Source organism: Corynebacterium tuberculostearicum (assembly GCF_013408445.1).
Taxonomy (GTDB): domain Bacteria; phylum Actinomycetota; class Actinomycetes; order Mycobacteriales; family Mycobacteriaceae; genus Corynebacterium; species Corynebacterium tuberculostearicum.
The window spans coordinates 291,373-316,099 of record NZ_JACBZL010000001.1; the positions used below are offsets into that span (position 1 = coordinate 291,373).

General features: G+C 62.5%; 22 protein-coding genes and 1 tRNA gene. 8 read left to right on the forward strand and 15 right to left on the reverse strand.

The features are described 5' to 3' along the window. Nucleotide 1: 1 nt before the first annotated feature. Nucleotides 2-421, reverse strand: a complete 420-nt coding sequence (locus BJ985_RS01400; protein ID WP_179386358.1) for a hypothetical protein — start codon at nucleotides 419-421, stop codon at nucleotides 2-4. 185 nt (nucleotides 422-606) lie between these two features. Between BJ985_RS01400 and BJ985_RS01405 the strand changes: the two genes are divergently transcribed. After that, the gene (locus tag BJ985_RS01405; protein WP_179386359.1) at nucleotides 607-1,404 is read left to right on the forward strand and encodes a MerR family transcriptional regulator; all 798 of its coding nucleotides are present in this window, start codon (nucleotides 607-609) and stop codon (nucleotides 1,402-1,404) included. A gap of 90 nt (nucleotides 1,405-1,494) precedes the next feature. Here BJ985_RS01405 and BJ985_RS01410 read toward each other — a convergent pair. The 5 genes from BJ985_RS01410 to BJ985_RS01430 form a co-directional block, all read right to left on the reverse strand. Further along, nucleotides 1,495-1,568: transfer RNA gene (locus BJ985_RS01410), tRNA-Arg, on the reverse strand. 53 nt (nucleotides 1,569-1,621) lie between these two features. After that, on the reverse strand, nucleotides 1,622-3,205 hold the full coding sequence (locus BJ985_RS01415) for an alpha/beta fold hydrolase (RefSeq protein ID WP_179386360.1): 1,584 nt from the start codon (nucleotides 3,203-3,205) through the stop codon (nucleotides 1,622-1,624). Between the two features lie 125 nt (nucleotides 3,206-3,330). After that, nucleotides 3,331-3,951 carry a LutC/YkgG family protein gene (locus tag BJ985_RS01420; RefSeq protein WP_179386361.1) on the reverse strand — a complete coding sequence of 207 codons (621 nt, stop codon included), beginning with the start codon at nucleotides 3,949-3,951 and terminating at the stop codon, nucleotides 3,331-3,333. Continuing rightward, nucleotides 3,948-5,453: a lactate utilization protein B gene (locus BJ985_RS01425; RefSeq protein WP_179386362.1), complete on the reverse strand. Its 1,506-nt coding sequence runs from the start codon at nucleotides 5,451-5,453 to the stop codon at nucleotides 3,948-3,950. The genes BJ985_RS01420 and BJ985_RS01425 overlap by 4 nt, the downstream gene beginning before the upstream one ends. Beyond that, the gene (locus BJ985_RS01430) at nucleotides 5,453-6,238 is read right to left on the reverse strand and encodes a (Fe-S)-binding protein (protein ID WP_005327612.1); all 786 of its coding nucleotides are present in this window, start codon (nucleotides 6,236-6,238) and stop codon (nucleotides 5,453-5,455) included. The genes BJ985_RS01425 and BJ985_RS01430 overlap by 1 nt, the downstream gene beginning before the upstream one ends. Before the next feature lie 211 nt (nucleotides 6,239-6,449). Between BJ985_RS01430 and argS the strand changes: the two genes are divergently transcribed. The 4 genes from argS to thrB all read left to right on the forward strand — a co-directional run bounded on the left by argS (nucleotide 6,450) and on the right by thrB (nucleotide 11,912). Further along, a complete protein-coding gene (gene argS, locus BJ985_RS01435) occupies nucleotides 6,450-8,102 on the forward strand; it encodes an arginine--tRNA ligase (protein WP_179386363.1) in 1,653 nt (550 codons plus the stop codon). After that, nucleotides 8,103-9,440, forward strand: a complete 1,338-nt coding sequence (gene lysA, locus BJ985_RS01440) for a diaminopimelate decarboxylase (RefSeq protein WP_179386364.1) — start codon at nucleotides 8,103-8,105, stop codon at nucleotides 9,438-9,440. A gap of 174 nt (nucleotides 9,441-9,614) precedes the next feature. After that, the gene (locus tag BJ985_RS01445) at nucleotides 9,615-10,958 is read left to right on the forward strand and encodes a homoserine dehydrogenase (RefSeq protein ID WP_005323406.1); all 1,344 of its coding nucleotides are present in this window, start codon (nucleotides 9,615-9,617) and stop codon (nucleotides 10,956-10,958) included. A 24-nt stretch (nucleotides 10,959-10,982) separates the two neighbouring features. Next, nucleotides 10,983-11,912, forward strand: a complete 930-nt coding sequence (gene thrB / locus BJ985_RS01450; protein WP_179386365.1) for a homoserine kinase — start codon at nucleotides 10,983-10,985, stop codon at nucleotides 11,910-11,912. Here thrB and BJ985_RS01455 read toward each other — a convergent pair. The 4 genes from BJ985_RS01455 to BJ985_RS01470 all read right to left on the reverse strand — a co-directional run bounded on the left by BJ985_RS01455 (nucleotide 11,899) and on the right by BJ985_RS01470 (nucleotide 15,523). After that, nucleotides 11,899-12,558: a helix-turn-helix transcriptional regulator gene (locus BJ985_RS01455; protein ID WP_179386366.1), complete on the reverse strand. Its 660-nt coding sequence runs from the start codon at nucleotides 12,556-12,558 to the stop codon at nucleotides 11,899-11,901. The genes thrB and BJ985_RS01455 overlap by 14 nt on opposite strands. A 37-nt stretch (nucleotides 12,559-12,595) precedes the next feature. Then, nucleotides 12,596-14,428, reverse strand: a complete 1,833-nt coding sequence (locus BJ985_RS01460) for an ATP-binding cassette domain-containing protein (RefSeq protein WP_179386367.1) — start codon at nucleotides 14,426-14,428, stop codon at nucleotides 12,596-12,598. 3 nt (nucleotides 14,429-14,431) lie between these two features. Continuing rightward, nucleotides 14,432-15,196: a molybdate ABC transporter substrate-binding protein gene (gene modA, locus BJ985_RS01465; protein ID WP_179386368.1), complete on the reverse strand. Its 765-nt coding sequence runs from the start codon at nucleotides 15,194-15,196 to the stop codon at nucleotides 14,432-14,434. 66 nt (nucleotides 15,197-15,262) lie between these two features. After that, a complete protein-coding gene (locus BJ985_RS01470) occupies nucleotides 15,263-15,523 on the reverse strand; it encodes a DUF2249 domain-containing protein (protein ID WP_040425040.1) in 261 nt (86 codons plus the stop codon). Between the two features lie 66 nt (nucleotides 15,524-15,589). Here BJ985_RS01470 and BJ985_RS01475 point away from each other — a divergent pair, with 66 nt between their 5' ends. Genes BJ985_RS01475 through BJ985_RS01485 form a run of 3 tightly spaced genes read left to right on the forward strand, consistent with a single transcriptional unit; the run spans nucleotide 15,590 to nucleotide 19,202 of the window. After that, a complete protein-coding gene (locus tag BJ985_RS01475) occupies nucleotides 15,590-16,669 on the forward strand; it encodes a DUF8744 domain-containing protein (protein ID WP_179386369.1) in 1,080 nt (359 codons plus the stop codon). Further along, the gene (locus BJ985_RS01480; RefSeq protein WP_179386370.1) at nucleotides 16,656-17,834 is read left to right on the forward strand and encodes a beta-carotene 15,15'-monooxygenase; all 1,179 of its coding nucleotides are present in this window, start codon (nucleotides 16,656-16,658) and stop codon (nucleotides 17,832-17,834) included. Before BJ985_RS01475 ends, BJ985_RS01480 begins: the two co-directional genes overlap by 14 nt. After that, nucleotides 17,835-19,202: a multicopper oxidase domain-containing protein gene (locus BJ985_RS01485; RefSeq protein WP_179386371.1), complete on the forward strand. Its 1,368-nt coding sequence runs from the start codon at nucleotides 17,835-17,837 to the stop codon at nucleotides 19,200-19,202. It abuts the gene before it with no gap. Nucleotides 19,203-19,363: 161 nt separating this feature from the next. On the opposite strand, the gene mobA is transcribed toward BJ985_RS01485, so the two are convergent. The 5 genes from mobA to BJ985_RS01510 form a co-directional block, all read right to left on the reverse strand. Next, the gene (mobA, locus tag BJ985_RS01490; RefSeq protein WP_179386372.1) at nucleotides 19,364-19,936 is read right to left on the reverse strand and encodes a molybdenum cofactor guanylyltransferase; all 573 of its coding nucleotides are present in this window, start codon (nucleotides 19,934-19,936) and stop codon (nucleotides 19,364-19,366) included. Beyond that, complete coding sequence (gene moaC / locus BJ985_RS01495; RefSeq protein ID WP_005323396.1) at nucleotides 19,936-20,415, reverse strand: cyclic pyranopterin monophosphate synthase MoaC; 480 nt, start codon at nucleotides 20,413-20,415, stop codon at nucleotides 19,936-19,938. Before moaC ends, mobA begins: the two co-directional genes overlap by 1 nt. A 9-nt stretch (nucleotides 20,416-20,424) precedes the next feature. Beyond that, nucleotides 20,425-21,624, reverse strand: a complete 1,200-nt coding sequence (locus BJ985_RS01500; RefSeq protein ID WP_179386373.1) for a molybdopterin molybdotransferase MoeA — start codon at nucleotides 21,622-21,624, stop codon at nucleotides 20,425-20,427. A gap of 10 nt (nucleotides 21,625-21,634) precedes the next feature. Then, nucleotides 21,635-22,747: a GTP 3',8-cyclase MoaA gene (gene moaA, locus BJ985_RS01505; RefSeq protein WP_005323394.1), complete on the reverse strand. Its 1,113-nt coding sequence runs from the start codon at nucleotides 22,745-22,747 to the stop codon at nucleotides 21,635-21,637. 66 nt (nucleotides 22,748-22,813) lie between these two features. Beyond that, nucleotides 22,814-24,595, reverse strand: a complete 1,782-nt coding sequence (locus BJ985_RS01510; protein ID WP_179386374.1) for a long-chain fatty-acid--CoA ligase — start codon at nucleotides 24,593-24,595, stop codon at nucleotides 22,814-22,816. Nucleotides 24,596-24,727: the final 132 nt, after the last annotated feature.

A 24,727-nucleotide genomic window follows, 5' to 3' on the forward strand; every position in this document is an offset into this window, starting at 1 on the left:
GTTAGTCCTCCGAGTTCTGGTTGAAGGTCAGTGCGTAGCCGACAGCGGGCAACGTGGCAGAGATGAAGTAGCTAAAGAGCAGGTAGTAGCCAGCTCCAAGCAAATATTTGGTGCCAATAGTGCCGGTAATTCCTCCGCCTAGGAACCAATTGCCTACGAGAAGGGTGACAAGATCGCCGGCAAAAAGAAACGCGTTAGACAGCTGGAAAGCCTTCCGGCGCCACTGGTCGAGAACCCGGGCCTCGTACTCATCAAGAGAGGACAGCGGCTTGCGGTCTTTGGAATCAATGGACACCCGCAGAATGGTCCAGGGAATGCAAGAAAGCACCATTGCGATAGACATTCCTAACAGTGCCCAGTAAGAAGAAATCGCCAGGGCGACGATGAGGAAAATCGCGGATACAGCTACGCAGCCATACATTGACGCGATTAATCCCCGGGTGGGGCCGAGCCTGCGGAACCGTTCGGCGCGGATCGTTGTTGAAACAGGGGCGTCGTTTGCTGTCATGCATTCAAGTGTTGCATAAACCCAACACTCTGGCAACAGTTTCTGCAGATTTTCTTTGGGGTTGACCCTGACGCGACGTTAGGCGCGACAATGTCACCATGGACGACATCGATGAAGTTCTTTATACCGTTGGCGAGGTAGCAGCGCTCTTCCGCATTACGGTGCGCACCTTGCACCACTGGGAGGCACAAGGCTTGCTGTGTCCTACGTGGCGCAGCTGGTCCAATTACCGGCTGTATACCGAGGAAGACTGCGCCCGCGTGCAGAAGATTCTGATCTACCGCGCTACCGGTATGAAATTGACCGATATTAAACAGCTGCTAGATGGCGATGCTTCCGATCTGGAACATTTGCGGAGGCAAAGAGAAAGCCTGCTCGCGCAGCGAGACAGTCTTAGCGACATGCTGGCAGCAATTGACACCTTGATGGAGGATGCAATGAATAACCGAAAGCTCACCACCGAAGAAATTGGGCAGATTGTCGGCGATGCCAACTTCGCCGCGCACCAACAAGAAGCCGAGGAGGCCTACGGATCGACTGAGGATTGGGCTATGTATCAGCAGCGCACTGCCGGCTGGTCGGAGAAGAACTGGAGCGATGCGCAAGCCGGCGTCGCTGAGGTGGAAAAAGAACTGGCCGAGGCCGTAGCAGGCGGTGTGGCTGCGGGGTCGGAGGAGGCCCAAGGGCTCGTCGACAAGCATCGCGTAGCTCTCAGTGCCTTCTTTCCCGTCACGCCGGCAAAGCACTTCTTAATTTCGCGCGGCTATGTGGCTGATGAACGCTTCCGTGCCCATTATGAGGCGCAGCAGGAGGGGTTGGCGCAGTGGCTGGCAGACGCGATTGAGCATGCGGCTAAGGCGCAAGGGGTGGATACCGACAAGCCGGAGTGGAAATAGAAGGCTCGTGTGCAGCTAAGGTAGACCTAGCTGACCAGAAAACAAGCAAACCGCTGACCACCAGAAAGTCCTGGTGGTCAGCGGTGAATGTGTCCCCGACAGGGATCGAACCTGCGACCTTCGGTACCGGAAACCGATGCTCTAATCCGCTGAGCTACGGAGACATCGCTGGGAGAATTCCCAACGATGTGATTTTAGCGCATGGGTTAGTGGGGGACTAAATCAACCCGGGGGCGTCGGTGGTAGTGACCTCACCGGTGCGCAGGTAGTGCACGCCGATGTCATCGACGACTTTATTCTTGGATGCGAAGTGGGCATGGCCAGGACCATGGACGGTGACCACTCGCGACTGCATCGGCTTGGAGAGGCTGGTGTGGTACTGATACGGCGTTTGTGGGTCGCCCGTAGCCTGAATCTGGAGGGGCTTGGTGGCCAGCTTGGAGCCGTCGAGAGGCGCCTGGCCCGTCACCGGGGCGCGGCCGCCACAACCCGCGCCGGAGCCGTAGAGGGAATTGATGAGCGTGAAGGGATCAAGACTGACGAAGTTGGTCCACAGGTAGCTTGGGTACAGCAGCGGATTGCCCGGCGCGGTGTTTTCATTGCAGACGATGAGGTTTTGCATATTCATCGCCTGAGCCACGGCTTCTTGCTCCTTGCGCAGTGCCTCCGGGTCGGGCTGCTCGGCATCCATGGGCTCGCTGCCATTCAAGTGCTTGGCAAAGGCATCCCACTGCGCAGGAACCGGAACAACGACGCGCGTCATCCCCAAGAGTGGGGAGGAAACCTGCACGGCATTGGGGTGCTGAATCTTCTGACCGAGGAACTCCGCCTGCACGCGCAGCGGGCCGGTGGCTGTCATGATGTCCGCGCCAGGCTGACCGGCAAACTCGAGCCCTGGCGGGAGGTCACCAATCTTGGCATTTGGGGGCAAGACCGTGGGGCGAACGCCGGCCTCGCGGGCTACCTTCTGTGACCACTTTTCATAGACCTGCAGTGGGGTAGTGCCAAGGTGGTACTTGGCGTCATTTTTGGCAATGAAACCGAAGAGGTCGTGCAGTCCCTTTTCATAGCCGCGCTGTTGCGAAGCAAAGATGCCATTCCACGCCAGCTTGGGGCTCATACCCGAATCCAGCAGGACCTTGCCGGTATGCTCCGGATACTTGGTGGCGTAGGCGGAGCCGAGGTAGGTGCCATAGGAGGTGCCGGCGATGTCAATCTTTTCCTCGCCCAAAGCACGGCGCACCATCTCCCAGTCCTGCAGGGTATTCGCGGTGGTCAGCGAATTGGTATAGCCCGGGGTATGCTTTTCGCAGGCATCGCGGGTGAGCTTACCTACCTGGAGGCTGCCTTGGAGCGGATTACTGGTGGCCGTGGCATCGCACTTTACTGGCGTGGAGCCGGGCAGGCCACGCGGTTGCACACCAATGGTGTCCCACTCATCGCGCACGGCCTGTGGCCATGGAACAGCGGTATTGCCGGCCCAACCATAGGCATCGCCACTAGGGCCACCAGGGTTGGTAAACAACGCGCCACGGCGGGCGTCTGGCTTTGCGGCGGGAACGCGCACGAAGCCGACGCTAATGGTGCCGGCCTGTGGGTTGTCGTAGTACGTAGGCACTTCGATGCGGCCGCATTCGGCATTGGCGATGTCTACCTGCTCAGGGCAGTCTTCCCAGGAAATGGCGGGCTTGGTGTCCTGCGGCGCGGGGGCTGGCGCGGCTGTAGCAATCGGCGCGGTGACACCAAGAGTGACCGCAGCAGCACCGAGCGTGGCCGCTAGTTTAGAAGAAAAAGAAAGCATAGGTTAGGTCTCCAGAATAAAAATGATTGGTAGACCTAGCCTATGCTTTTTTGATGCTTTTGGCATCATATTCACAGTAGGTGGGTGCCCTCACCGGCCGGGGGCGGGTGAGGGGCTACGCAGTACTACTTGACGATGACAACGATGAGGTCACGCGGGCCGTGCACGCCCTCGACACGAGTGAGCTCGATATCAGAGGTAGCGGATGGGCCAGAGATCCAGGTCGCTGGCTTCTCCGGGTTCATGCGGGAGATGACCTCGGGGATACCGTAGACGATCTCATTCTGGTGGACGATGCACAGGTGGCGGTCCGGAACCAGGGTCAGTGCGCGACGGCCGCAACGCTCGTCAGACTCGAGCACGATGGTGCCGGTCTGCGCCGAGGTGACGTGGGAATAAGTAACCACAGCGTCAGTCTCGTTCAGCGTGCGCGGATCGACGGTCTTATCGTCCGGCTTGGCATCGAAGCCCTCGAAAAGGGTGGCGTCCATGCCTTCGGCGTAACGAATGTCGTTGCACTCGCGGTCCTTGAGGATCGTGGCGATGGTCTGCTTGAGCTCGCCTTCCTCGGTGACGTGCACCTCGGCCTTGTAATCCTCGAGTCGGTCAATGAGCATATCGCGCAGCTCGTCCGCGTTCAGGGTGCCCTCGTGGTGGTAGTCGCGAGGGGCATCAACGTGGTCGGGGAGACCAGCCTGCTTCTGAGCGGAGCGGATGCGGCTTAGGATTTCCTGCTTTGCGTTCACTTTTTGGACTCCTCACGGGCCTCGGCAAGAAGTTCCTTGCCTTCTTCGGACTCGAACCACTGGCGGAAGGACTTCTTTGGCGGAACCGCGGTGTCGCGGCCCTCGGACCAACCGGACATAAACAGTGGCAGGGATTCGATGGTCTTGTTGGTGCCACCCAAAATGCGGCCCAGGGCGACCATGTGGGTTGCCTTGTTCCACAGCTTCGGGTTGCTCCACAGCAGCTGAATGGTCTTGAAGAGCTTCGGCTCGATTGGTGGGGTGGCGTGGGTGACCTTCTGGTGGCGGTTTTCCAAAATGACGTCGGAAAGCGGAATCTTCACCGGGCACACCTCGTCGCAGCGGCCACACAGCGAGCACGCATAAGGCAGGCTGGCGGAAGGATCGTTGTGGTCCTTCATGCCGGTCAGCTGCGGCGTCAGGGAAATGCCGATCGGGCCAGGGTATACAGAGCCGTAGGCGTGGCCGCCGGCGCGCTCGTAAACCGGGCAAACATTCAGGCATGCCGAGCAACGGATGCACTTGAGAGCCTGGTGGCCAATCGGGGAGGACAGGGCCGCGGTACGGCCGTTATCCAGCAGCACCAAGTGGAAGTTCTGCGGGCCATCGCCCTCAGTAACGCCGGACCACATGGAGGTGTACGGGTTCATACGCTCCGCGGTGGAAGAACGCGGCAGCAGCTGGAGGAAGACCTCCAGGTCCTGGAAGGTAGGAACCAGCTTTTCGATGCCCATCACGGTAATGAGGGTCTCCGGCAGGGTCAGGCACATACGGCCATTGCCCTCGGACTCCACGATGTTGATGGTGCCGGTTTCTGCCACGCCGAAGTTGGCGCCGGAGATGGCAACCTTGGCCTGCATGAACTGCTCGCGCAGGAACTGGCGGGATGCCTCGGCCAACTCTGCTGGATTAGCCTGCAGGGTGTCATCGGTATTTGGCATCTTGTTGACGAAGATATCGCGAATCTCCGCGCGGTTGCGGTGGATAGCCGGAACCAGAATGTGGGACGGCTTATCCTCGCCCAGCTGCACGATGAGCTCGGCCAGGTCGGTCTCGCGAGCGTTGATGCCCGCTGCCTCCAGGTGCTCGTTCATGCCGATTTCCTGGGTGGCCATGGACTTAACCTTGACCACATCGGTCTCGCCGGTAGCGCGAACCAGGCCCTCAATGATCTGGTTAGCTTCCTTGGCATCGCGTGCCCAATGGACGACGCCGCCGCGAGCCTTGACTGCCTCTTCGAACTGCTCGAGCAGCTCTGGCATGCGAGCGGCAACGTCTTCCTTGATGGCGGAACCTGCAGCGCGCAGCTCCTGCCAATCGTCCAGCTCCTCCACAGCATTGGAGCGCTTCTCACGAATGGAGGTGGTGGCGTGCTGCAGGTTGTGGCGCTGGGTGGCGTTGTTCAGACCAACGTGTGCCAGGGGAACAAAGGCCTTGCTGCCGCGCAGGTTGCCATAGCCTTCCGGCGCGCGCGGTGGGGTGGTATCGAGGAAAGAGGTCATTAGAGCATCGTCTCCTTGGAGTAAGCGGCGGAGGTCGGAGTCCATGGGTGCTCCTTGGTGGAAGCCAAGATCTCAGCCATGTGAACGGCGCGGACGCCGGAACGCTGGCGGCTGAGGGCACCACCAATGTTCATCAGGCAAGAAGAGTCACCGCCGGTGACGAATTCTGCCTCGGTCTCCTTGATGTGGCGAGTCTTATCGGTGACCATCGCGCGGGATACTTCTGCGTTCTTGATGGCGAAGGTGCCGCCGAAGCCACAGCATTCTTCCTTATTCGGAAGGGTGACCAGTTCGATGCCTTCGACTTCCTGCAGCAGCTGCATTGGGCGGTCGCCCAGCTTCAGGAAGCGCAGGCCGTGGCAGGAAGAGTGGTAGGTCACGCGGTGCGGGAAGAATGCGCCCACGTTGGTAACGCCTTCGACGTCTACCAGGAATTCCGGCAGGTCCAGGGTCTTCTGGGTGGTCTTGCGGGCGCCGTCGACGTCGGCGGAGTTGCCGTAACGGTCGGCGATGCGCTCGTGCTGCTCACGAACGGCGCCGACGCAGGAACCAGAGGCAGCAACAACGTAGTCAATGGAGGGATCTGCGAAGGCATCCGCATAGGAGCGGATCATACCCAGGGTTTCCTTCTGGTAACCGGTATTGATGTGCATCTGGCCGCAGCAGGTCTGCTCCTCCGGGAAGACCACCTCGTGGCCCAAGCGGGAGAGAACCAGTGCCGTTGCCTTTTGTACGTCCGGGAAAAGGGCGTCACCAATGCAAGTGGAAAATAGCGCAATGCGCATACGGTGCTCCTCGTTGATTCTTGACATGGGGGTAGGCACAACCCTACTCCTTTTAAGCAGTACGTGCGTAATGCGTCCCTTTGTTGACCAGCAATTATTTCGCAATATCAATGTTGCAAAAAGCTCTTATCAAACGTTTGTCCTGCAAAGAGGAGTTTTCTGGCCCGGCCCTTTTCACACTTGACTTTTCAGTCCACTAGAATCGTGCGACATGACACCAGCTGATTTGGCCACATTGATTAAAGAAACTGCCGTTAAGGTCATGGAAAGCCATGAGCTTGATTCCTCCGTTTTGCCGGAAACGGTAACTGTAGAGCGCCCACGCAATCCAGAGCACGGCGATTATGCCACCAACGTGGCGTTGCAGGTGGCCAAGAAGGCCGGTGCAAACTCGCGCGAGCTGGGCGGCTGGTTAGCGGAGGCCTTGGCAGACAATGATGCCGTTGCAGAGGCCGATATCGCTGGCCCTGGTTTCATTAATATTCGCCTTGCTGCCGACGCCCAAGGAGAGATCGTCGCGCAAATCCTTCGCGCCGGCAAGGAGTACGGTTCTAACGATTCCTTTGCGGGTAAGAAGGTTAACCTCGAGTTTGTCTCCGCGAACCCGACCGGCCCGATCCACCTTGGCGGCACCCGTTGGGCGGCCGTGGGCGATTCCCTGGGCCGCGTGCTGGAGGCATCTGGCGCGGAGGTCACCCGCGAGTATTACTTCAATGACCATGGCGGCCAGATTGACCGTTTCTCCCGTTCCCTCGTGGCTGCCGCGAAGGGCGAGCCTACTCCGGAGGATGGCTACGGCGGAGCCTATATCCAGGACATTGCCCAGGCCGTCGTGGAAAAGAACCCATCCGCGCTAGAGGGCAGCGACGAAGAGGTCCAGGAAGCTTTCCGTGCAGACGGCGTGGAGATGATGTTTGCGCAGATCAAGCAGTCCCTGCACGAGTTTGGCGTGGACTTTGATGTCTACTTCCACGAGAACTCCCTTTTCGAATCCGGTGCAGTCGATTCCGCGCTGGAAAAGCTCAAGGCCGAAGGCCATATGTACGAGGCTGAAAATGCCTGGTGGCTCAAGTCCACCGATTACGGCGATTCCAAGGACCGCGTGGTGGTCAAGTCCGATGGCAATGCGGCCTATATTGCCGGCGACATTGCCTACGTGGCCGATAAGTTCGACCGCGGCCACGATTTGAATATCTACATGCTGGGCGCTGACCACCACGGCTATGTGCCACGCTTGAAGGCTGCCGCAGCCGCCCTGGGCTACAATGCCGACGCCGTCGAGGTACTCATTGGCCAGCTGGTTAACCTCCTGCGCGATGGCAAGCCAGTGCGCATGTCCAAGCGTGCGGGCACGGTCATCACCATGGAGGATCTCGTGGCTGCCATCGGTGTGGATGCTTCCCGTTATTCCCTGGTGCGTTCCTCTGTGGACCAGAGCATCGATATTGATTTAGGCCTGTGGGAATCCCAGTCCTCCGATAACCCCGTCTACTACGTGCAGTACGGCCACGCCCGTCTGTGCTCCATCGGCCGCAAGGCAGCCGAGCTGGGCGTCGATTCGGAAGGCGCGGATCTCTCCTTACTCACTCACGACCGCGAGGGCGACCTCATCCGCACCCTGGGTGAATTCCCGGCCGTGGTGGAAGAGGCCGCGCAGCTGCGCGAGCCGCACCGCATCGCCCGCTATGCCGAGGACCTCGCCGCGGTCTTCCACCGCTTCTATGACTCCTGCCAGGTTCTGCCCAAGGCGGGCGAGGACGAAGCTCCTATCCACGGCGCCCGCCTCGCGCTGGCACAAGCCTCCCGCGTGGTCTTGGCCAATGCCTTGACCATGGTGGGTGTGAGCACCCCGGAGAAGATGTAAGTGGCGGATTTCAATGAGCTGCCGGCCCACGTCTGGCCGCGCAATGCAAGGCGCGAGGAAGACGGCGTAGTAACCATTGCTGGTGTTCCGCTGCCGGATTTGGCGGAGGAATTCCAGACCCCGCTCTATGTCTTCGATGAAGATGACTTCCGGTCCCGCTGCCAGGACATGGCCCGCGCTTTCGGTGGACCCGAGCACGTGCACTACGCCTCCAAGGCATTCATCTCAAAGAAAATCGTGAACTGGGTCAATGAGGAAGGCCTGTGCTTGGACGCAGCCTCTCTCAATGAGCTCAAGATTGCCTTGGCCGCGGAGTTCCCGGCCGAGCGCATCACCACGCACGGCAACAATAAGGACGATGAGTACCTGCGTTTGTGTGTAGACGCCGGCGTGGGCCACGTGGTCATTGATAACGAGCTCGAGCTGGAAGAGCTCAATCGCATTGCGGGCGAGGCTGGCAAGGTCCAGCCGGTGATGATCCGCGTCAAGCCGGGTGTTGATGCGCATACGCACGAATTCATCGCCACGGCGCATGAGGATCAAAAGTTCGGCATTTCGCTCGCCACGGGTGCAGCCTTTGCTGCGGCCAAGCGTTGCTTGGAGGCGGACAACCTGCACCTAAGCGGCCTGCATTGCCACGTGGGATCCCAGGTTTTTAATGCGGAGGGCTTCAAACTTGCCGCGGAGCGCGTCATGGGCCTGTACCGCCAGATTTATACCGAGCTGGGCGTAACTCTAGAAGAGCTCGACTTGGGTGGCGGCTTTGGTATTCCCTACATGCCTTATGAGGAGGCGCTGGATATCGAGCGCGTGGCCGGCGATATGCTCGGCGCGGTCAAGCACACCGCAGAGGAGTTGGGCATTGAGGCGCCCTTCCTCTTGGTTGAGCCCGGTCGCTCCTTGGTTGCTGGCTCGGCGGTGACCGTCTACCGCGTGGGTACCGTCAAGGATGTAGAAACTGGCAAGTCGGATCTGCCGCTGCGTCGCTATATCTCCGTCGATGGTGGAATGTCAGACAATATCCGGCCAGCGCTTTACGGTTCTGCCTATGACGTGCGCGTGGTCAACCGCTTTAGCGATGGGGAAGAGGTGCCCTCCCGCGTGGTGGGCTTCCATTGCGAGTCCGGCGATATTCTCCTTGAGGACGGCGAGCTACCCAATGATATCCAGCCGGGAGACTTGATTGCCTTTGCTGCTACCGGTGGCTACCAGTACATGATGTCCTCGCGCTACAACGGTGCGGTGCGCCCGGCGGTCGTCGCCACGCGCGTAGGCGAGACCAAGCCCATGCTGCGCCGCGAGACCATCGAGGATCTTCTTTCCCTCGAAGTGGACTAGCCCGGCCACTCGGTCCCCGTTACAGCGCCTAATTTAATTCAGGGCCTGTGACGGGGACTTTTCTATCTGTTGACCCATTTGTGGCGAAAGTAGACAGCTTGTTCTGTATAGTGTCCTGTATCCGCAATTAGCGGGCACTAAACCTTTACCCCAACCGCACAATGGAGACGGATTATGGCTGCATCGACTAGCGAGCTTCAGGCACACGAGCATTCCGGCAAGGGAGAGGGCGAGACCGTTGGTATCGCGCTGCTGGGCTTCGGCACCGTTGGTGCTGAGGTCTTTCGCTTGCTGGGGGAGAACGCTCATGCCTTTGCTCACCGCATCGGTGGCCCAGCCGAGATTCGCGGCATCGCCATCCACAATAAAAATAAGCTGCGCCCGGGCGTGCCCCAGGAGCTGTTGACCGATGACGCCAAAGCGCTCGTCGCCCGCGATGATATCGACCTCGTGGTTGAGGTTATCGGCGGTATCGACTTCCCACGCGAGCTGGTGCTCGCCGCACTCAATTCCGGAAAGTCGGTGGTGACCGCCAATAAGGCCCTGGTTGCTGCGCACGCAGACGAGCTGGCGGAGGCCGCCGACCGCGCCGGTGTAGATCTCTACTTCGAGGCTGCCGTAGCCGCCGCGATTCCGGTGGTAGGCATGCTGCGGCGCTCCTTGGCCGGCGATCAGGTAGAGCGCATCTCTGGCATCGTCAATGGCACCACTAACTTCATCTTGGACGCGATGGAGTCCACGGGCGCTTCCTATGATGAGGCGCTGGCGGAGGCTACCCGCCTGGGCTATGCCGAGGCCGATCCCACCGCGGATGTAGAGGGCCATGACGCCGCCTCCAAGGCTGCCATCATGGCGTCTTTGGGCTTCCACACTCGCGTGAAATTCGAGGACGTCCACTGCGAGGGCATTACCAAGGTCACCGCCGCGGATATCGCCGCCGCTAATGATGCCGGCTATTCCATCAAGCTGCTGGCCATTTGCGAGCGCCTCCAGCGTGAGGACGGCTCCGAGGCGGTCAATGCCCGCGTGCACCCCACGTTGGTGCCCAAGGAGCACCCGCTGGCTTCCGTGAGCGAGTCTTATAATGCCATCTTCGTTGAGGCCGAGGCCGCAGGTTCCCTGATGTTCTACGGCAATGGTGCGGGCGGCAATCCTACGGCTTCTGCCGTGCTTGGCGACGTCGTCGGGGCAGCCCGCAATATCGTCCACGGCGGCCGCGCACCGGGTGAAAATACCTACGCCAACCTGCCTATTGCAGACTTCGGTGAGGTAGAAACCCGTTACCACATCGATATGGAAGTCCAAGACCGCACCGGTGTGCTGGCCGCTATCTCCGCCGTGTTCGCCGACAATGACGTCTCCCTGCGCACCGTGCGCCAGGAAGACGGCGCGGACACCGCCCGCCTCATCGTGGTCACCCACGCCGCCAAGGAGGCCACCTTGGACACCATTGTGGCTGCCTTGGGCGAGCTCGAAGAGGTCAAGGCCGTTCATTCCGTAATCCGCCTTGGCAGCTAGCTCGGCCCCATAGACTGGATAGCTATGAGTATCGAAGTTGAAGTCGGCACTAAGGCAATCGTGACCGTTCCTGCCTCCACGGCGAACCTTGGCCCGGGTTATGACACCTTGGGCATGGCGTTGAGCCTGTATGACACCGTTGAGGTAGAGGTCACCACCTCGGGCCTTACGGTCGAAATTTTCGGCGAGGGCGCAGAAGACCTGCCGCGCGATGGCTCCCACTTGGTGGTCAAGGCGATTCGCTCCGCACTCTCGGCGGCCGACGCCACCGTGCCCGGCCTGCGCGTGGTCTCGCATAATAATATCCCGCAGTCGCGCGGCCTGGGCTCTTCCGCCTCCGCCGCGGTGGCGGGCGTGGCCGCCGGCAATGCGCTGGCGGGAAGCCCGCTGACCCAAGAGCAAGTGGTGCAGCTTTCCTCCGCCTTTGAGGGTCACCCCGATAATGCGGCCGCCTCCGTGCTGGGAGACGCCGTGGTGTCGTGGACCAATGTCCCCGTCGACGGCCATTCTTTGCCGGACTACCGCGCCGCGTCCATCAAGGTCCACGAAGATATCCGCGCCACCGCGCTCGTGCCGGATTTCCACGCCTCCACCCAGGCGGTGCGCCGCGTCCTGCCCTCGCACGTGACGCATTCGGATGCGGCGTTCAACGTCTCGCGCACCGCGGTCCAGGTGGCGGCATTGCAGAACTACCCGGATCTCCTGTGGGAGGGAACCCGCGATCGCTTGCACCAGCCGTACCGCGCGGATGTGCTTCCCGTGACCGCGGAGTGGGTCAACCGCCTGCGCAACCGCGGCTATGCGGCCTACCTATCCGGCGCCGGCCCCACCGTCATGGTGCTGCACACCGAGGATATTGAGGAGGGCATTCTTGCCGACGCCCGCGAGCAGAACCTCCGCGTCATCGACCTCACCGTGGCCGGCCCCGTCCGCGTGGAGCTTACGCAGGCTTAATTTTTAGCCGGCACACGTTGGGGTGCTGGCGCGGCACCAAAGTGATCGAGGTGTCATCATCGCTGGTTTCTTGCAGGAAGCCAGCGTGTACCGCGCACAGGAACGGCGAAGGCTCAAGCCCCGAAGAGACAAAGGGGCAAGCATGAAGCTCAATGTCGGTGGAGTCTGGTTTTGTGGCGGGGTCAAAGCCCATATCGCGCAGGGTGGCAAAGAGCGTATCGAGCGCACCATTGGAGGCATCCGCGCCCGCGGCGCGCGCCCAGCGTCGTCCGATCTCTAGGGCCTTGGCCGAGGCGGCGTCATCAAGTTCTTTCTCTTTCGCCAGCATCGTGGTCAGCACCTCCACCAAGGTGATGTATTCCTCTGCCACTGCTTTGTTATCCGGAATGCGGGCTTGGAAGATGAGGGAGGGGCGCCCGCGGCCCTTACTCGGCGCGGAGACTACGTTGACGGCCCCAGCGTTGACCAGTTCATCGATGTGTCCGCGGGCGGTGTTGACGTGCATGCCTAGTTCCTCGGCCACGGTGCCGGCCTTGGCGCCTTCGGGATGGCGCTGCACAGCGGTGAGCACCTCGCGCTGCTTGGGCGAGAGGTTGAGGGCCTCCGGAAAGAGTTCGGTGGTGGGACGAGGAAGTGAATCAGGCATGGTAGAAATCCGCCTTGGGGTCTGCGAATACAGAAAACTAGTTGGGGTGGACAAAAACGTTTGCTTTAGACACTGTTAAGGATACGATGTTACCCACCGCGACGCCTAAAGCGAACTCGCGGTCTACCGGTACTGTAGCCTCCTGGCCGCCCAGATCAACGCGCAGCTGGGCCGCTGCGAGGCTGGTGGCCTCGACGGCCAAGACGCGCGCTGCCCATTGATTGCAGGCCTCTGGCGCCGCGCCAATTGTCGCCGCATGCGGGGCAAAGGTCACCGCCACCTTCTGCCCGGGCTCAAAAGAAGCATCCTCCGTGGTCGCCAGAACGGTAATATCGCTGCACGCAACTTCTACGGCGGACGCGCCGATCTCGGTTACGGTTCCTTCGAGGCGGTTGAGACCCGCTAGCGCCGCAACGAAGCCTGTCGGCGGTGCCTCAAGCAGACGCGCGGTTGCGCCGTGGGCCCGCACTCGGCCGGATTCCATGACCAGCATGTCCTGCGCTAGGTGCACAATATCGAGCGCGTCATGGGTAACAAGCAGCGTGGTACGGTCCGCGCGTGCCGCGTGCAAGAAGCGGCGCCACCTCTCGGCCGATTTCACGTCGACTGCGGCAAGGGGCTCGTCCACAATCAGGACGGCTGGCCGTGCGGCTAGCGCGCGCACCAGCGCCACGTGGGCGGCCTGGCCGCCGGACAGGGCGGGCACGGGGACGTCGGCAAGCTCGTGCAATCCCGCCGCCGCCAGGAGCTCCTGCGCACGGGCCTTATCGCGGGTGACCATGGCGACCGCCTCCACGGCCGTCGAGCGCGGCGGCAATCCCGGCCGCTGGGTGAGCAAGACGACGTCGGCGCCCTCCGGGGAGACCTCCCCGCCGCTCAGGCGCCCGGCAATGCGCCCCATCAGAGTCGTCTTGCCGGAACCATTCGGGCCCACTACGGCCGTTATGGCGCGCGGGGAAAAATCCGTGCGGACACCGTCGACGGTCACAGACAGCGCCGGCGCATCAGTGGGCCGGGTAAGGGCGCGGAGCTTATCGACGTCCATCTCATGCAACCTCCTGGCCTGCGGCTGGTAGCTTCGCCGCCGCAGGGCAGGCAAGCCCGCCAGCGCCAGGCAGGCTAAGGCCAACCCGATAAGCAGTGCGGAGAGCACGTACGCGCCATCCGCATCGACCTCGCGCTCTAAATAGATGCCTAGCGGCATGGTGCGGGTGACCCCAGGCTGCGAGCCGGCAAAGGTCAGGGTCGTGCCAAATTCGCCCAGCGAGCGCGCGAAGGCCAACCCCGCCCCCGTAGCCAAGGCCGGGGCGATGGACGGCAGGGTGATTTTGCCCAGGATCTCCCATCGCCCCAAGCTCACGCCGCGTGCAGAGGCGAGGATCTCCTGGTCCAGCTGGCGCAATGCCGAATCGACCGCCACCACCACAAAGGGCAGCGCCACAAAGGTCTGCGCCATAACGACCCCGGGGAAGGCGAAGGCGAAATGGATGCCGAGGGCGTCGAGAAGCGGGGCCAGGTATCCCTTGCGGCCAAAGGCTGCGGTAAGGGCCAAACCACCCACCACCGGCGGCATGGCCAAGGGCAGGTAGACCAAGAGGCGCACTACGGCGCTGCCGCGGCCGAGCTGCTGCACCCACAGGGCCAGCCCCAAGCCCAGCACGAGCGCAAGAATCATGGATTGGAAGGCGGCTGCCACTGAGATGAGCAGCATGTCCCGGATCTCGTCGCGCGCGAGATAGTCGCTAATGCGCGCCCAGGGCACGCGCAGGCCAAGGGCAGCAACGGGGACGATGATGGTCGCTACCGCAATGAGGCCAATAAGGCCGATAAGAAGCGGGGCTTTGGGGCGAATAGGCTGTGGGGCGGACATAGTCTACTCCGTCGGGGTGAAGCCGCGCTCGCGCCAGGTGGACGCAAAGTCGCCGCTCAGGATATCGAGCACCGCGCGAGCCTGATCCGGGTGGGAAGTCTCCTTGGCGACGGCGCCAAGGATCTGGTTAGAGAACTTCTCTGCTCCAGGTATGTCAATCACCTCGACATCATCGGCGGCCGCGGCGGCGTCGGTGGAGTAGACCCACCCAGCATCCGCCTCGCCCGAGGCAACCTTTCCTAAAACGTCTGCTACCTGGCGCTCCTGGGAGGAAGGGTGGACGTCCAGGTGCTTATCGTCGATGATCTGGGAGGAGATATCGCCGCAGGGAACTTGGGGATCGCACAGCACGAAGTGGCGGGAGTGGGGCAGATCCTCCACGGAATGGATTCTCGCCGGGTTGCCTTTGGGCACAACCATGACCATGACATTGGTGGCAAGCACCTCGGGCGCGGCAACCGTGCCATCTTGCACCGCCTTATCCATGGTTTTCTTCGACGCCGTGAGGAGAAGATCGGCCGGGGCGCCCTCGCGCAGCTTGCTCACCAGGTCGGAGGAGCCGCCATTTTCAAAGTTCAGATTTACCGGCGGCGCGAGCTGGCCTGCGCGCTGAGTGAGTTCGTCATTGATAACGCGGGTGGAGGATGCAGCTAGGACATTGAGCGTGGCAGCATCCGCGTCCTGGGCGGAAGTCGTTGACGTTGGGGGAGCGCAGGATGTAAGGGCGAATGCGAGGGCGGCGAGGAGTGCGGCGGCGCGCTTCTTCATCTGCGGAGGGCTCCTTCTACGGCGGTAGTGTGACCTATCCAGGATAGCCCTCCGCCCCGCGCGGGTTTAGCTCACGCGGGTGAACTTGATGTGGAAGTCGTTTTCTTCTTCCTTGAGGTAGTCCAGCTCGAAGCTCTCCTCGCGAGCCTCGACCTCCTTGAGCAGGGGAACCGGATTGTGCGGGGCGATGAGGATCATGGATTCACCCACGTTGAGGGTGCCCAGTGCGCCGTGGATGGCGCCGTGGCGAACGGCGTGCGGAATTTCGGAGGCGTTGAGGGTCGGGATGGAGTGTGGCTTATTGGCATCGGAGATGGGCAGTTGCATAGCGAGTGGTCCTTTCTTAAGCGGTGCGAGTTTCGCTCTGCAACCAATATTAGTACGATAAAACCCGTGCAAAATAATAGCGTGGCGCATCGCCTCATCTTCCTCGCCTTTGCAGGCCTATCGCTGCTGGTAGGCCTGGCTGCGAGCGCCACCCTATTGGGGTTGACCGCCACCCCTGGCGCGTCTTTCGCCGCCGACCACGGACCGCTCATGGTCTTCGGTTTCGTGGGCGGAGCCATCGGACTGGAGCGCACCGTTGCTGTGCGCACCTCCTGGGCATGGGCCGGGCCCGTGTGCCACGTCGCCGGCGTGCTGGGTATTCTCGCCGGCCTGCCGCGGGCGGTCCCCGCAGTGTGTTTTGCCGCCAGCTTCCTTGTCCTGGGCTTCATTTACGCCACCATCTATCGCCGTCAGGCGAGCCTCGCGATCCTGGTGCAGGCAGCCGGAGTTATCGGGGGAGTAGCAGCCGCCGCCCTGTGGGCCATGGGCCCGGGGTTCGCCGTGGCGATGCCGTTGTGCGTCCTCTACGCGGTGGCCACCATCATCGGCGAGCGCATGGAACTAGCGCGCGTCACCATGGCCGGAACCCGCGCCGAAAACCACCTCACCCTTCTGGTTCTGGGGCTGGCGGCGGCCAGCGTCATCTACATGCTTGCCCCAGCGGTGGGCTATCGCGCGATGGGCTTGGTGCTCATCGCCATCGCTGCGGCCACCGCGCGGGTAGACGTGGCCAAGAATCTGGTGCGCTCTCACGGCCTGCCGCGCTACTCGGCGGCGTGCATGTTGGCCGGCTACGGCTGGCTCGCCCTCGGCGGTTACCTCTGGCTGCTGCACGGGCAGTCCACTGGCTTTGCCTATGATGCCTCAGTACACGCCATCTTCTTGGGCTTTGTCATGTCCATGATTTTTGCCCACGCACCCATCATCTTCACCTCCGTTATCCGCCGCCGATTGCCGTACCGCCCGGTGCTCTATGTGCCGGTGGCGCTCTTACATGGCGGCCTCGCGCTGCGCATCCTTGCCGATTGCGCCGAGCACACCACTGCCCTCCACACCGGCGGGGTGGTTACGATAATCGCAGTGTTAGTTTTTCTCGCCTGCGGCATTGCCCTAACCGGAAAGGAGGCGCGACGTGCGCATTCATGACGTGTCCCTGGCCGCGCGCGGCCGCTGGCATACCCTGAGCGGCGCCATTATCGGCTTGTGGATCCTTATTGGTCTCGGCCTACTCATCGCTGGCTCTTTGGGCGCTCCTGTGGTGTGGTGGGATATCATCCATCCCTTCACCATTGGTGCTCTGACCACGGCAATCATCGTCTTCTCCACCCATTTCACCGAGGCCTTGACCCGGACTGCGGGCGGGGACTATCGGGGCGTCGGCAGTCGCGTGGGCCTAGTGCAGCTCGGGCTTATCCTGCTGCTCATTGATAGAGCGGGGTATGACTGGGGCCCGCTTGCCGACGCCGCCTCTGCCCTCATCATCGCCGCCCTCACCTGGCACCTGTGGTTCATCGCGCGGCGCCTGCGCGGCTCGCTGTCTGGTTCTTTTGCCGTTACCGTGCCCTTTTATATCGCGGCGGCCGTGTTCATGATTGCCTCCGTGGTGCTGGTTATCCTCAGCGGTAATGGGGTAGGTGAGTATTCCCTCCTCGTCGGTGCCCACTCGCGCGGCATGATTTGGGGATTCGCGTGGCTTACCGTCATCGGCACGGTGGTCACGTTGCTCCCCACGCTATCGGCCACCGCGATTTCGCCCACCGCTCGCGCGCGGTGTACTCGCGCGCTTACCGTGCACTGCGTTGGCCTGTCCTTGGCGATGGCGCTGTACGCGGTGGGCCTTACCCGCGCCGCAGGCATGGCCCAACTGCTCGTGGTCCTCGCGGCGGTACTCATCATCCAGCCGGTGCTTGCCACCGTCATGGGGCGCTCGCCGCGGCTGACCACCGCCACCGTTGCCGTTATCGCCGGACTGCTGTGGATGCTGGCGTTGTGTGCCGGTGACGCCATTTCCGCAGCGGTGGGCGCCTACCCGCGCACCATCACGCTGATATTGCTGCCAGGCTTCCTCGGTGCCGGCCTCTTGCAGTTGGTCACCGGTGTCCTTCACCACTTGCTACCCATCCTTACCGGCGCACGCCCTGATACCACCGAGCGCACCGGCTACGCCCGCCTGTTGCTCATCAACTTAGGCGGACTGCTGACATTGCTGGGCGCTACCGTGGCCGGGCTTATCATGATGGGGATAGGCCTTGCCGCCAACGTTATCGCCGTCGGCCGAGCCATCTACCTTAAGAAAAGACTGGAGAGTTAAATGCTGAGCGTTTCTTCCTCACAACCTGCGGACAAACCCGCGCCGAAGGATTCCTCCTGGGCCTCATGGCTGCTCATCGGCATCGCGCTGGCGGCGGTCATCGCGCTCGCGGTGGTCAATTCCACCGGCAAGGGCACGGAGTCTGCGGCACCGGTATCCTCTGGCGAAACGCAGACCATTGACGTGGGCGTAGATGGAATGGCCTTTACTCCTTCGTCCATCGACATCGACCCCGGCACCCACCTGGTGGTCAACTTCACCAACTCCGGCGACCAAGTCCATGACCTCAAGATTGGCGACGCCGAGACCGGCCGCGTTGACCCCGGCGAGACCGTCCAACTCGATGCCGGAGTCATCGACTCCTCCGAGGAAGGCTATTGCACCATCGCCGGCCACAAGATGCAGGGCATGACTTTCCAGGTCAACGTGGGAGACGGTGCTGCTGCAGGACATGACCATGCGGTGTCCTCAGCTGGCAATCCGCACGTAGACGTGCCAACTGCCGCCGAACTCGGCGCACAGCGCGACGATTTTTCCGCCTTTGACGCCACTTTGCAGCCGGCCGCTGAGACGAAGACGCACAAAGAGACCTGGACGATGACCGAGGAAGTCGTGGAGGTCGCCCCTGGCATCGAGCAGATGCGCTGGCTCTTCAACGGTCAAGCCCCTGGTCCCACCCTGCGCGGCAAGGTGGGCGATAAGTTCGAAATCACCATCAAGAACGAGGGCTCCATGGCCCACTCCATTGACTTCCACGCCGGCGAGGTCAGCCCAGATAAGACCATGAAATCCATCCAGCCGGGCGAGGAATTGACCTATAAGTTCACCGCGAACCGCTCCGGCATCTGGATGTATCACTGCTCCACGATGCCCATGTCCCTTCACATCGCCAATGGCATGGCCGGCAATGTCATCATCGATCCGCCGAACCTCAAGCCCGTTGATGCGGAGTATAACTTCATGGCTACCGATGTCTTCCTGGGCGAGGAATCCACCGGCGCCGACGCCCAGCGCGTTGCCGACGGCCGCTTCGACCTCATGGCCTTCAATTACTACCCGGGCCAGTATGACGCAGAGCCTATCAAGGCCAAGGTAGGCGATACCGTCCGCCTGTGGCTGACCAACCTAGGTCCCGACCAGCCGTTGAGCTTCCACGTTGTGGGCGAGCAATTCGATACCGCCTACAAGGAAGGCACTTACCTCATCAAGAATGAGGACGCGACCGGTTCGCAAGCCCTGGACCTCCTCCCGGCGCAAGGCGGATTCGTCGAGATGACCTTCAACGAGCCCGGTACCTATTCCTTTGTCAATCACATCATGACTAACGCGGAAAAGGGCCAGCACGGCAAGTTCATCGTTACCGAATAGCCCTCCCGCGGTTCGGACCCTCCCGCTCCTCCCGCCCTTCGCGCTCACCAGCGACCGTTCGTGGTCACATTTGATGCCCACCGTGAGCGCGAAGGGCGGGTTTGTGTATTCGTCCACCCCTCGCGCTCACCGGGACGGTATTTTCGCGTTGGCTGCGGCTCTCAGTGAGCGCGAAGGGCGGTGCGTGGAGTGAACGCAGGAAGCTCGCGCAGCTCCGCACGGGTGTCGTAGTCGCGTTCGGCACCGGTGCCGGGAATCTCGATGAAGTTGGCACCACGGATGAGGCGGCGGACGGAGACGTTCTGAGTCGTGGGAAGGGACTCGAGCTGAGCGTGGAGCGCGGGAGCGCTCCAGAGGGAACACAGTGGCTGGGGGTAGCCGTCGGCGGCGCGGGTGAGTACGGCATCGGCCGAGGAGGAAGCGAGGGCCGAGCGCAGGCGGGGAAGCAGCTGCGGCGAATCGGGGGCATCCACGGCGAAGAGGGCGAGCTCGGAGCAGTGGGATAACGCCTGGGCGCCGGCCGCGATGCCGGCGACGGGACCACCGTAGAGCGGTGACTCGCAGACCTGGGGCAGGCCGAGGCGATGCGGGGAGACGGCCACGGTCGGGGTGCCGTAGGGAAGCTGGGCGAGCAGGCGGTCGATAAAGCGCGTGCCGTGGGCAAAAAGGGAGGCCTTATCGGCGCCGCCCATGCGCCTGCCGTGGCCGCCGGCGAGGATGACCGCGCCGAGCATTAGGACTCCGGGAGGGTGCGGGACCAGTCGCCAGAGCGGCCGCCGGACTTCGCTACGATGCCGCAGCGGCGGATATACGCGGAGCGGTCCACGCCCTTGACCATGTCGATGATGGCGAGCGCGGAAACGTTCACGGCCGTCAGCGCCTCCATCTCCACGCCGGTGCGGTCGGCGGTGCGGACGGTGGCGGAGATGGACACGTGGTCGTCGGCAAGCGTGAGCTCCACTGCGCAGCCGTGCACGCCGATGGTATGTGCCAGTGGAAGCAGCTCGGGGACCTTCTTGGCGGCCGAAATTCCAGCAATGCGAGCGACCGCGAGGACATCGCCCTTGGGCACGGTGCCATCGCGCAGGGCGGCCATGACCTCGGGTGAGCAGGCGACCTCGCCTTCGGCGGTGGCGGTGCGCACGGTGGGCTGCTTCTCGGTGACGTCGACCATGTAGGCGGCGCCGTCAGAGTTCAGGTGGGTAAATTCCATGGTTGCTCCTTAATACAGATAAACGGTGATGTCCTCGCCCATGGCCGGCGGCTCGGAGTCGATGATGCAAAAGCCATTGGTGCCGGCCAGCGGCACGACTCGGTGACTGCCGTGGGGCAGGTGCGAGGTAATGGCGGGCGCCGCCTGAAAGTCTACGGTGACGGGAACAATGGTCGGCCGGCCGCGGGAGGCGGGAAGGGGCGAATCCACCCGGGCGCGGAGGTTGACCCGCTGGCGTGGCGCGGGGTGTCCGGACAGCGCGGCGATAAGTGGCCGGGCATAGAGCTGAAAATCGACGAAGGCTGCCACGGGATTGCCGGGCAAGCACAGCACCGGGGTGTCATTCCACAGGGAGTAGCCCTGCGGGGCACCCGGGCGCTGGTCGACGTGCCCGAACCACGCGGAATCCGTGCGCCCGAGTACGGTGTGCACGACGTCGAAGGCGCCGGCTGATACGCCACCGGACGTGATGATGAGGTCGTGGGAGGAGGAAAGTTCATCCAGCGCAGAGGCGAGGTCCGCAGGGGCATCACCCACGTGGACGTGTGCGTCTGCACCTGCAAGGGCAGCGAGCATCGGGCCATTGGAATCCGGTAGTTGGCCGGGGGCGAGCTCTACTGGGGAAGCGACAAGTTCTTCGCCGGAAGAGATGACCGCGATGCGCGGGCGCCGGTAGGCCGTAACGGTATATACGCCGGAGGAGGTGAGGGCGGCGATGACGGCGGCGTCGATAAGCGTGCCGGCGGTGGCGACTGGCGCGCCGGGCTGGATGTCCTCGCCGGCGGGGCGGATATGCGATTTGGTGGGGGCCTCGGTGATGGTGACCTCGTCCGGAAGTGCTACCGGGCCGGCCGGGGTGGTGGTGTCTTCCACGGGAACGACGAGCATTCCTGCGGTATCGGCCACGGGGGCGCCGGTCATGATGCGCACTGCCTGGCCGGCGGGTACATCGATAGGAGCCGCGCCGGCCGGTACATCGCCGGCGACGGGGAGGGTCCATGGCGCGGTGGAGGAGAGATCCGCGGCATGGACGAGGAAGCCATCCATAGCCGAGTTGGCGTGGGGCGGCACGGGAAAGCGCGCGGGGGCGTCGGCGGCGAGGACGCGGCCGGTGAGGGAGGCGTCGACGGGTGCGGACTCGGCCGGTGGCGTGGAAGCCAGCGCGAGTACGGCGTCGAGGTGCGCGGAGATGCTGCGGGGCGTGGACATAAGACTCAGGTTAGCCGCCGATGGCGGACATCGGACGGTCTGGTTGGAGGAAGCCCTCGTCATCAATGCCATGACCGGGCTTTTTGGTCCACATTTCCCCGGCCCAAGCCTCCATGATGTCCTCATCGCTCGCGCCGGAGCGCAGCAGGTCTCGCAGTGGGGTTTCGGAATTGCCAAACAGGCAATTGCGAATGGCGCCGTCGGTAGTAAGACGGGTGCGGTCGCAATCGCCGCAGAAGGGGTGGGTGACCGAGGCAATGATGCCTAGCGTGCCGCGCGTGCCATCCGGAGCGCTGACCTCCCACAGGGCGGCGGGGGCGGAACCGCGTGGCTCGCGTGCCGGCTCCATGGAAAAGTGGGTGCGCAGGCGGGTGAGGATATCTTCGGCCGTGACCATGTCCTCGCGGCGCCACTGCTCGCGGGGCCCGAGCGGCATCTGCTCGATGAAACGGAGCTGGGCGCCGTGGTGGACGGCATAGTCCGCCAGTGGAACGATGTCTTCTTCGTTGACCCCGGGCATGACCACGGCGTTGATCTTGATGGGATGCAGGCCCGCGGCATCCGCGGCGGCGATGGCCTGCAACACGTGGTCGAGCCGGTCGCGGCGGGTGAGCGCGGCGTAGCGCTCGCGGTCGATGGTGTCGAGCGAGATATTGATGCGGTCGAGCCCGGCCGCGGCGAGGGCGCCGGCGCGCTTTTCTAGGCCAAGCCCGTTGGTGGTCAGCGCGGTGGATGGGGAGCGGCCTTGGTCGGTGCGCAGCTGTTTGGTCGCGGCAATAATTTTCTCCAGCGACTTGCGCAGCAGTGGTTCGCCGCCGGTAAAGCGCACTTGGCGGATGCCTAGCTTGCCGACGCCTATCCGGATCAGCCGGATGGTTTCCTCATCGCTCAAGGTTTGCTCTGTGGGCATCCACTCCAAGCCTTCGGCCGGCATGCAATAGGTGCAGCGCAGGTTGCAGCGATCCGTGAGTGAGACGCGCAGGTCACGGGCCTGGCGTCCATAGCGATCCAGCAATGCGCGCGTGCCATCAGCGGCCGGTGCGGGCAGATCCGCCGGCGGTTTCGCTCGGCCCACGGTAGGAAGGGGCAGGGAAACCACGGGCTGCTGGGAGGAAGAGGTCATTGGTGCCAGTCTAAGAGAGGGGACGAGGTACACCAAGCTGCAACGGCGACTGACGCGAATTTATTCCTAGTTTTCCCGGCTTAAATCGGCGGCGTTGGTGGCATCGAGGCGCTGGGATTCGCCTGGGCCCTTGAGCCGGATGATGTTGTACTCGCCCTCTGCCAGGTGGGCGCGCAAATCTTTCTTATCGAACTTGCCCACGGATGTCTTATCGATGGACTTCACAAAGGTCCAATACTCCGGCAGCATCCAGCTCGGCAGTTCCTTGCGCATGCTGGCGCGCAGGCGCTCTGCGGTTTCGATGGTGGGCGAGGCGCCCTCGGCCAATACTGTGACGGCGAGTGGGCGCTCGACCCATTGCTTATCGGGGTAGCCAATCACGGCGGCCTCGACGACAAGCTCGTCAGACATGATGAGGTTTTCTAGCTGCACGGAATAGATCCATTCGCCGCCGGAGCGAATGACATCGCGGGCGCGGTCCTCCACGGTAAGGAAGCCGTCCTTGGTAACAGAGCCGACGTCGCCAGTGCGCAGCCAGCCATCGGCGGTGAACTTATCCTCGGCGGCCTCGACTTGCTTGCCGCGGAATTCGGAGGCGATTTCGCCCGGCTCAGCGGTGGGCGAGTGGTAGTAGGAACCGGTGACCAGGTTGCCGCGCACCTGCAGCTCGCCGGCATTGCGGTCGGTGCGAGCGACGACTTGTCCGTCGTTGACCACGCGGTATTCCAGTGAGGCGGGGATGCGGCCTTGGGATACGCGGTAGGCCCAGCGGGTATCGCCGGAGGCGCCCTGGGGCGGGCGGGCAACGCTGCCCACGGTGGAGGTTTCCACCATGCCCCACACGTGGACCACATCGACGCCGTAGCGCTCCTCCCACATCTTGATCAGCGTCGGCGGGACGGGGGAGCCGCCGGCGTAGATCTCGGTGAGCGTCATGCGCTCTGGTGGATGGTGCATGTAGTGGACAAAGAGCTGAATCCAGATGGTGGGCACGCCGTGTGCCACGCGTGGAGAGGTAGCGGCGATGGCCTTGGCTAGGGTGGGGGCGGACACGTCGGCGTCGGGAAGCACCAGCGGGGTGCCCGTCATGAAACAGGTGAAGGGAACGCCCCAGCTGAGCACGTGGCAGATAGGAATGCAGCACAGGAAGGTCTCGCCGTGGGTAATGCACAGCGAGTCCGAGGAACGCAGCTGCATGGCCTCCAAATAGAGAGACCGGTGCGAATACAGCACTCCCTTGGGCGCGCCCGTGGTGCCCGTGGAATAGCACAGCGCCGCGGCCGTGCGCTCATCTAGTTCGGGCCAGTCATAGACGGTAGAGCGGCCGTCGATAAGAGCCTCATAGGAATACACCTCAACCCCGCGGGGGAAAAGGTGAGCAAACTGCTGCGCTGGTTGGGCGCCGGTGATGATGACGCTTCCCACGGAGTCGGTGCCCACGAGCACCTTGCCTAGCTGCTGCGCCAAGCGGGGATCGCACACGATGGCGGAGATTTCCGCATGGTTAATAATGTGGCGGATCTGGTCATTCATCAGCTGCTTATTCAGGGGGGCAAAAACCGCGCCCTTGCAGGCGGTGCCGAACATTACCTCCAAGTGCTCGGCGCAATTCCACATAAAGCTGCCCACGCGCTCATCGCTGGTGATACCCAATTCATCGTGAATGGCGTGGGCGAACGCGGCGGCGCGGGCAGCGATATCGCGGAAGGTAACTTCCTCGGCCGGATCGAATTCCGAGCCGGTGCCCTCACCGTGCCAAGTGGTAACCGTGGTGTCCCCGTGTACCGAGGCACCGTATTCCAAAATGCGGGTCAGGGAGAGGGGGATATCCATCATCGTGGAAAGCATGCCTCTACTGTAGCGGTGTCATGGTGCGGGCGTTGCTCCCTATGCGTTATACTTGTTCGCGACTGGTAGGAAACCGGAAAGTTTTAGCTCCCCTTTCCTATGTATTCGGGCCCAGAGAAGTATTTTTGCCCG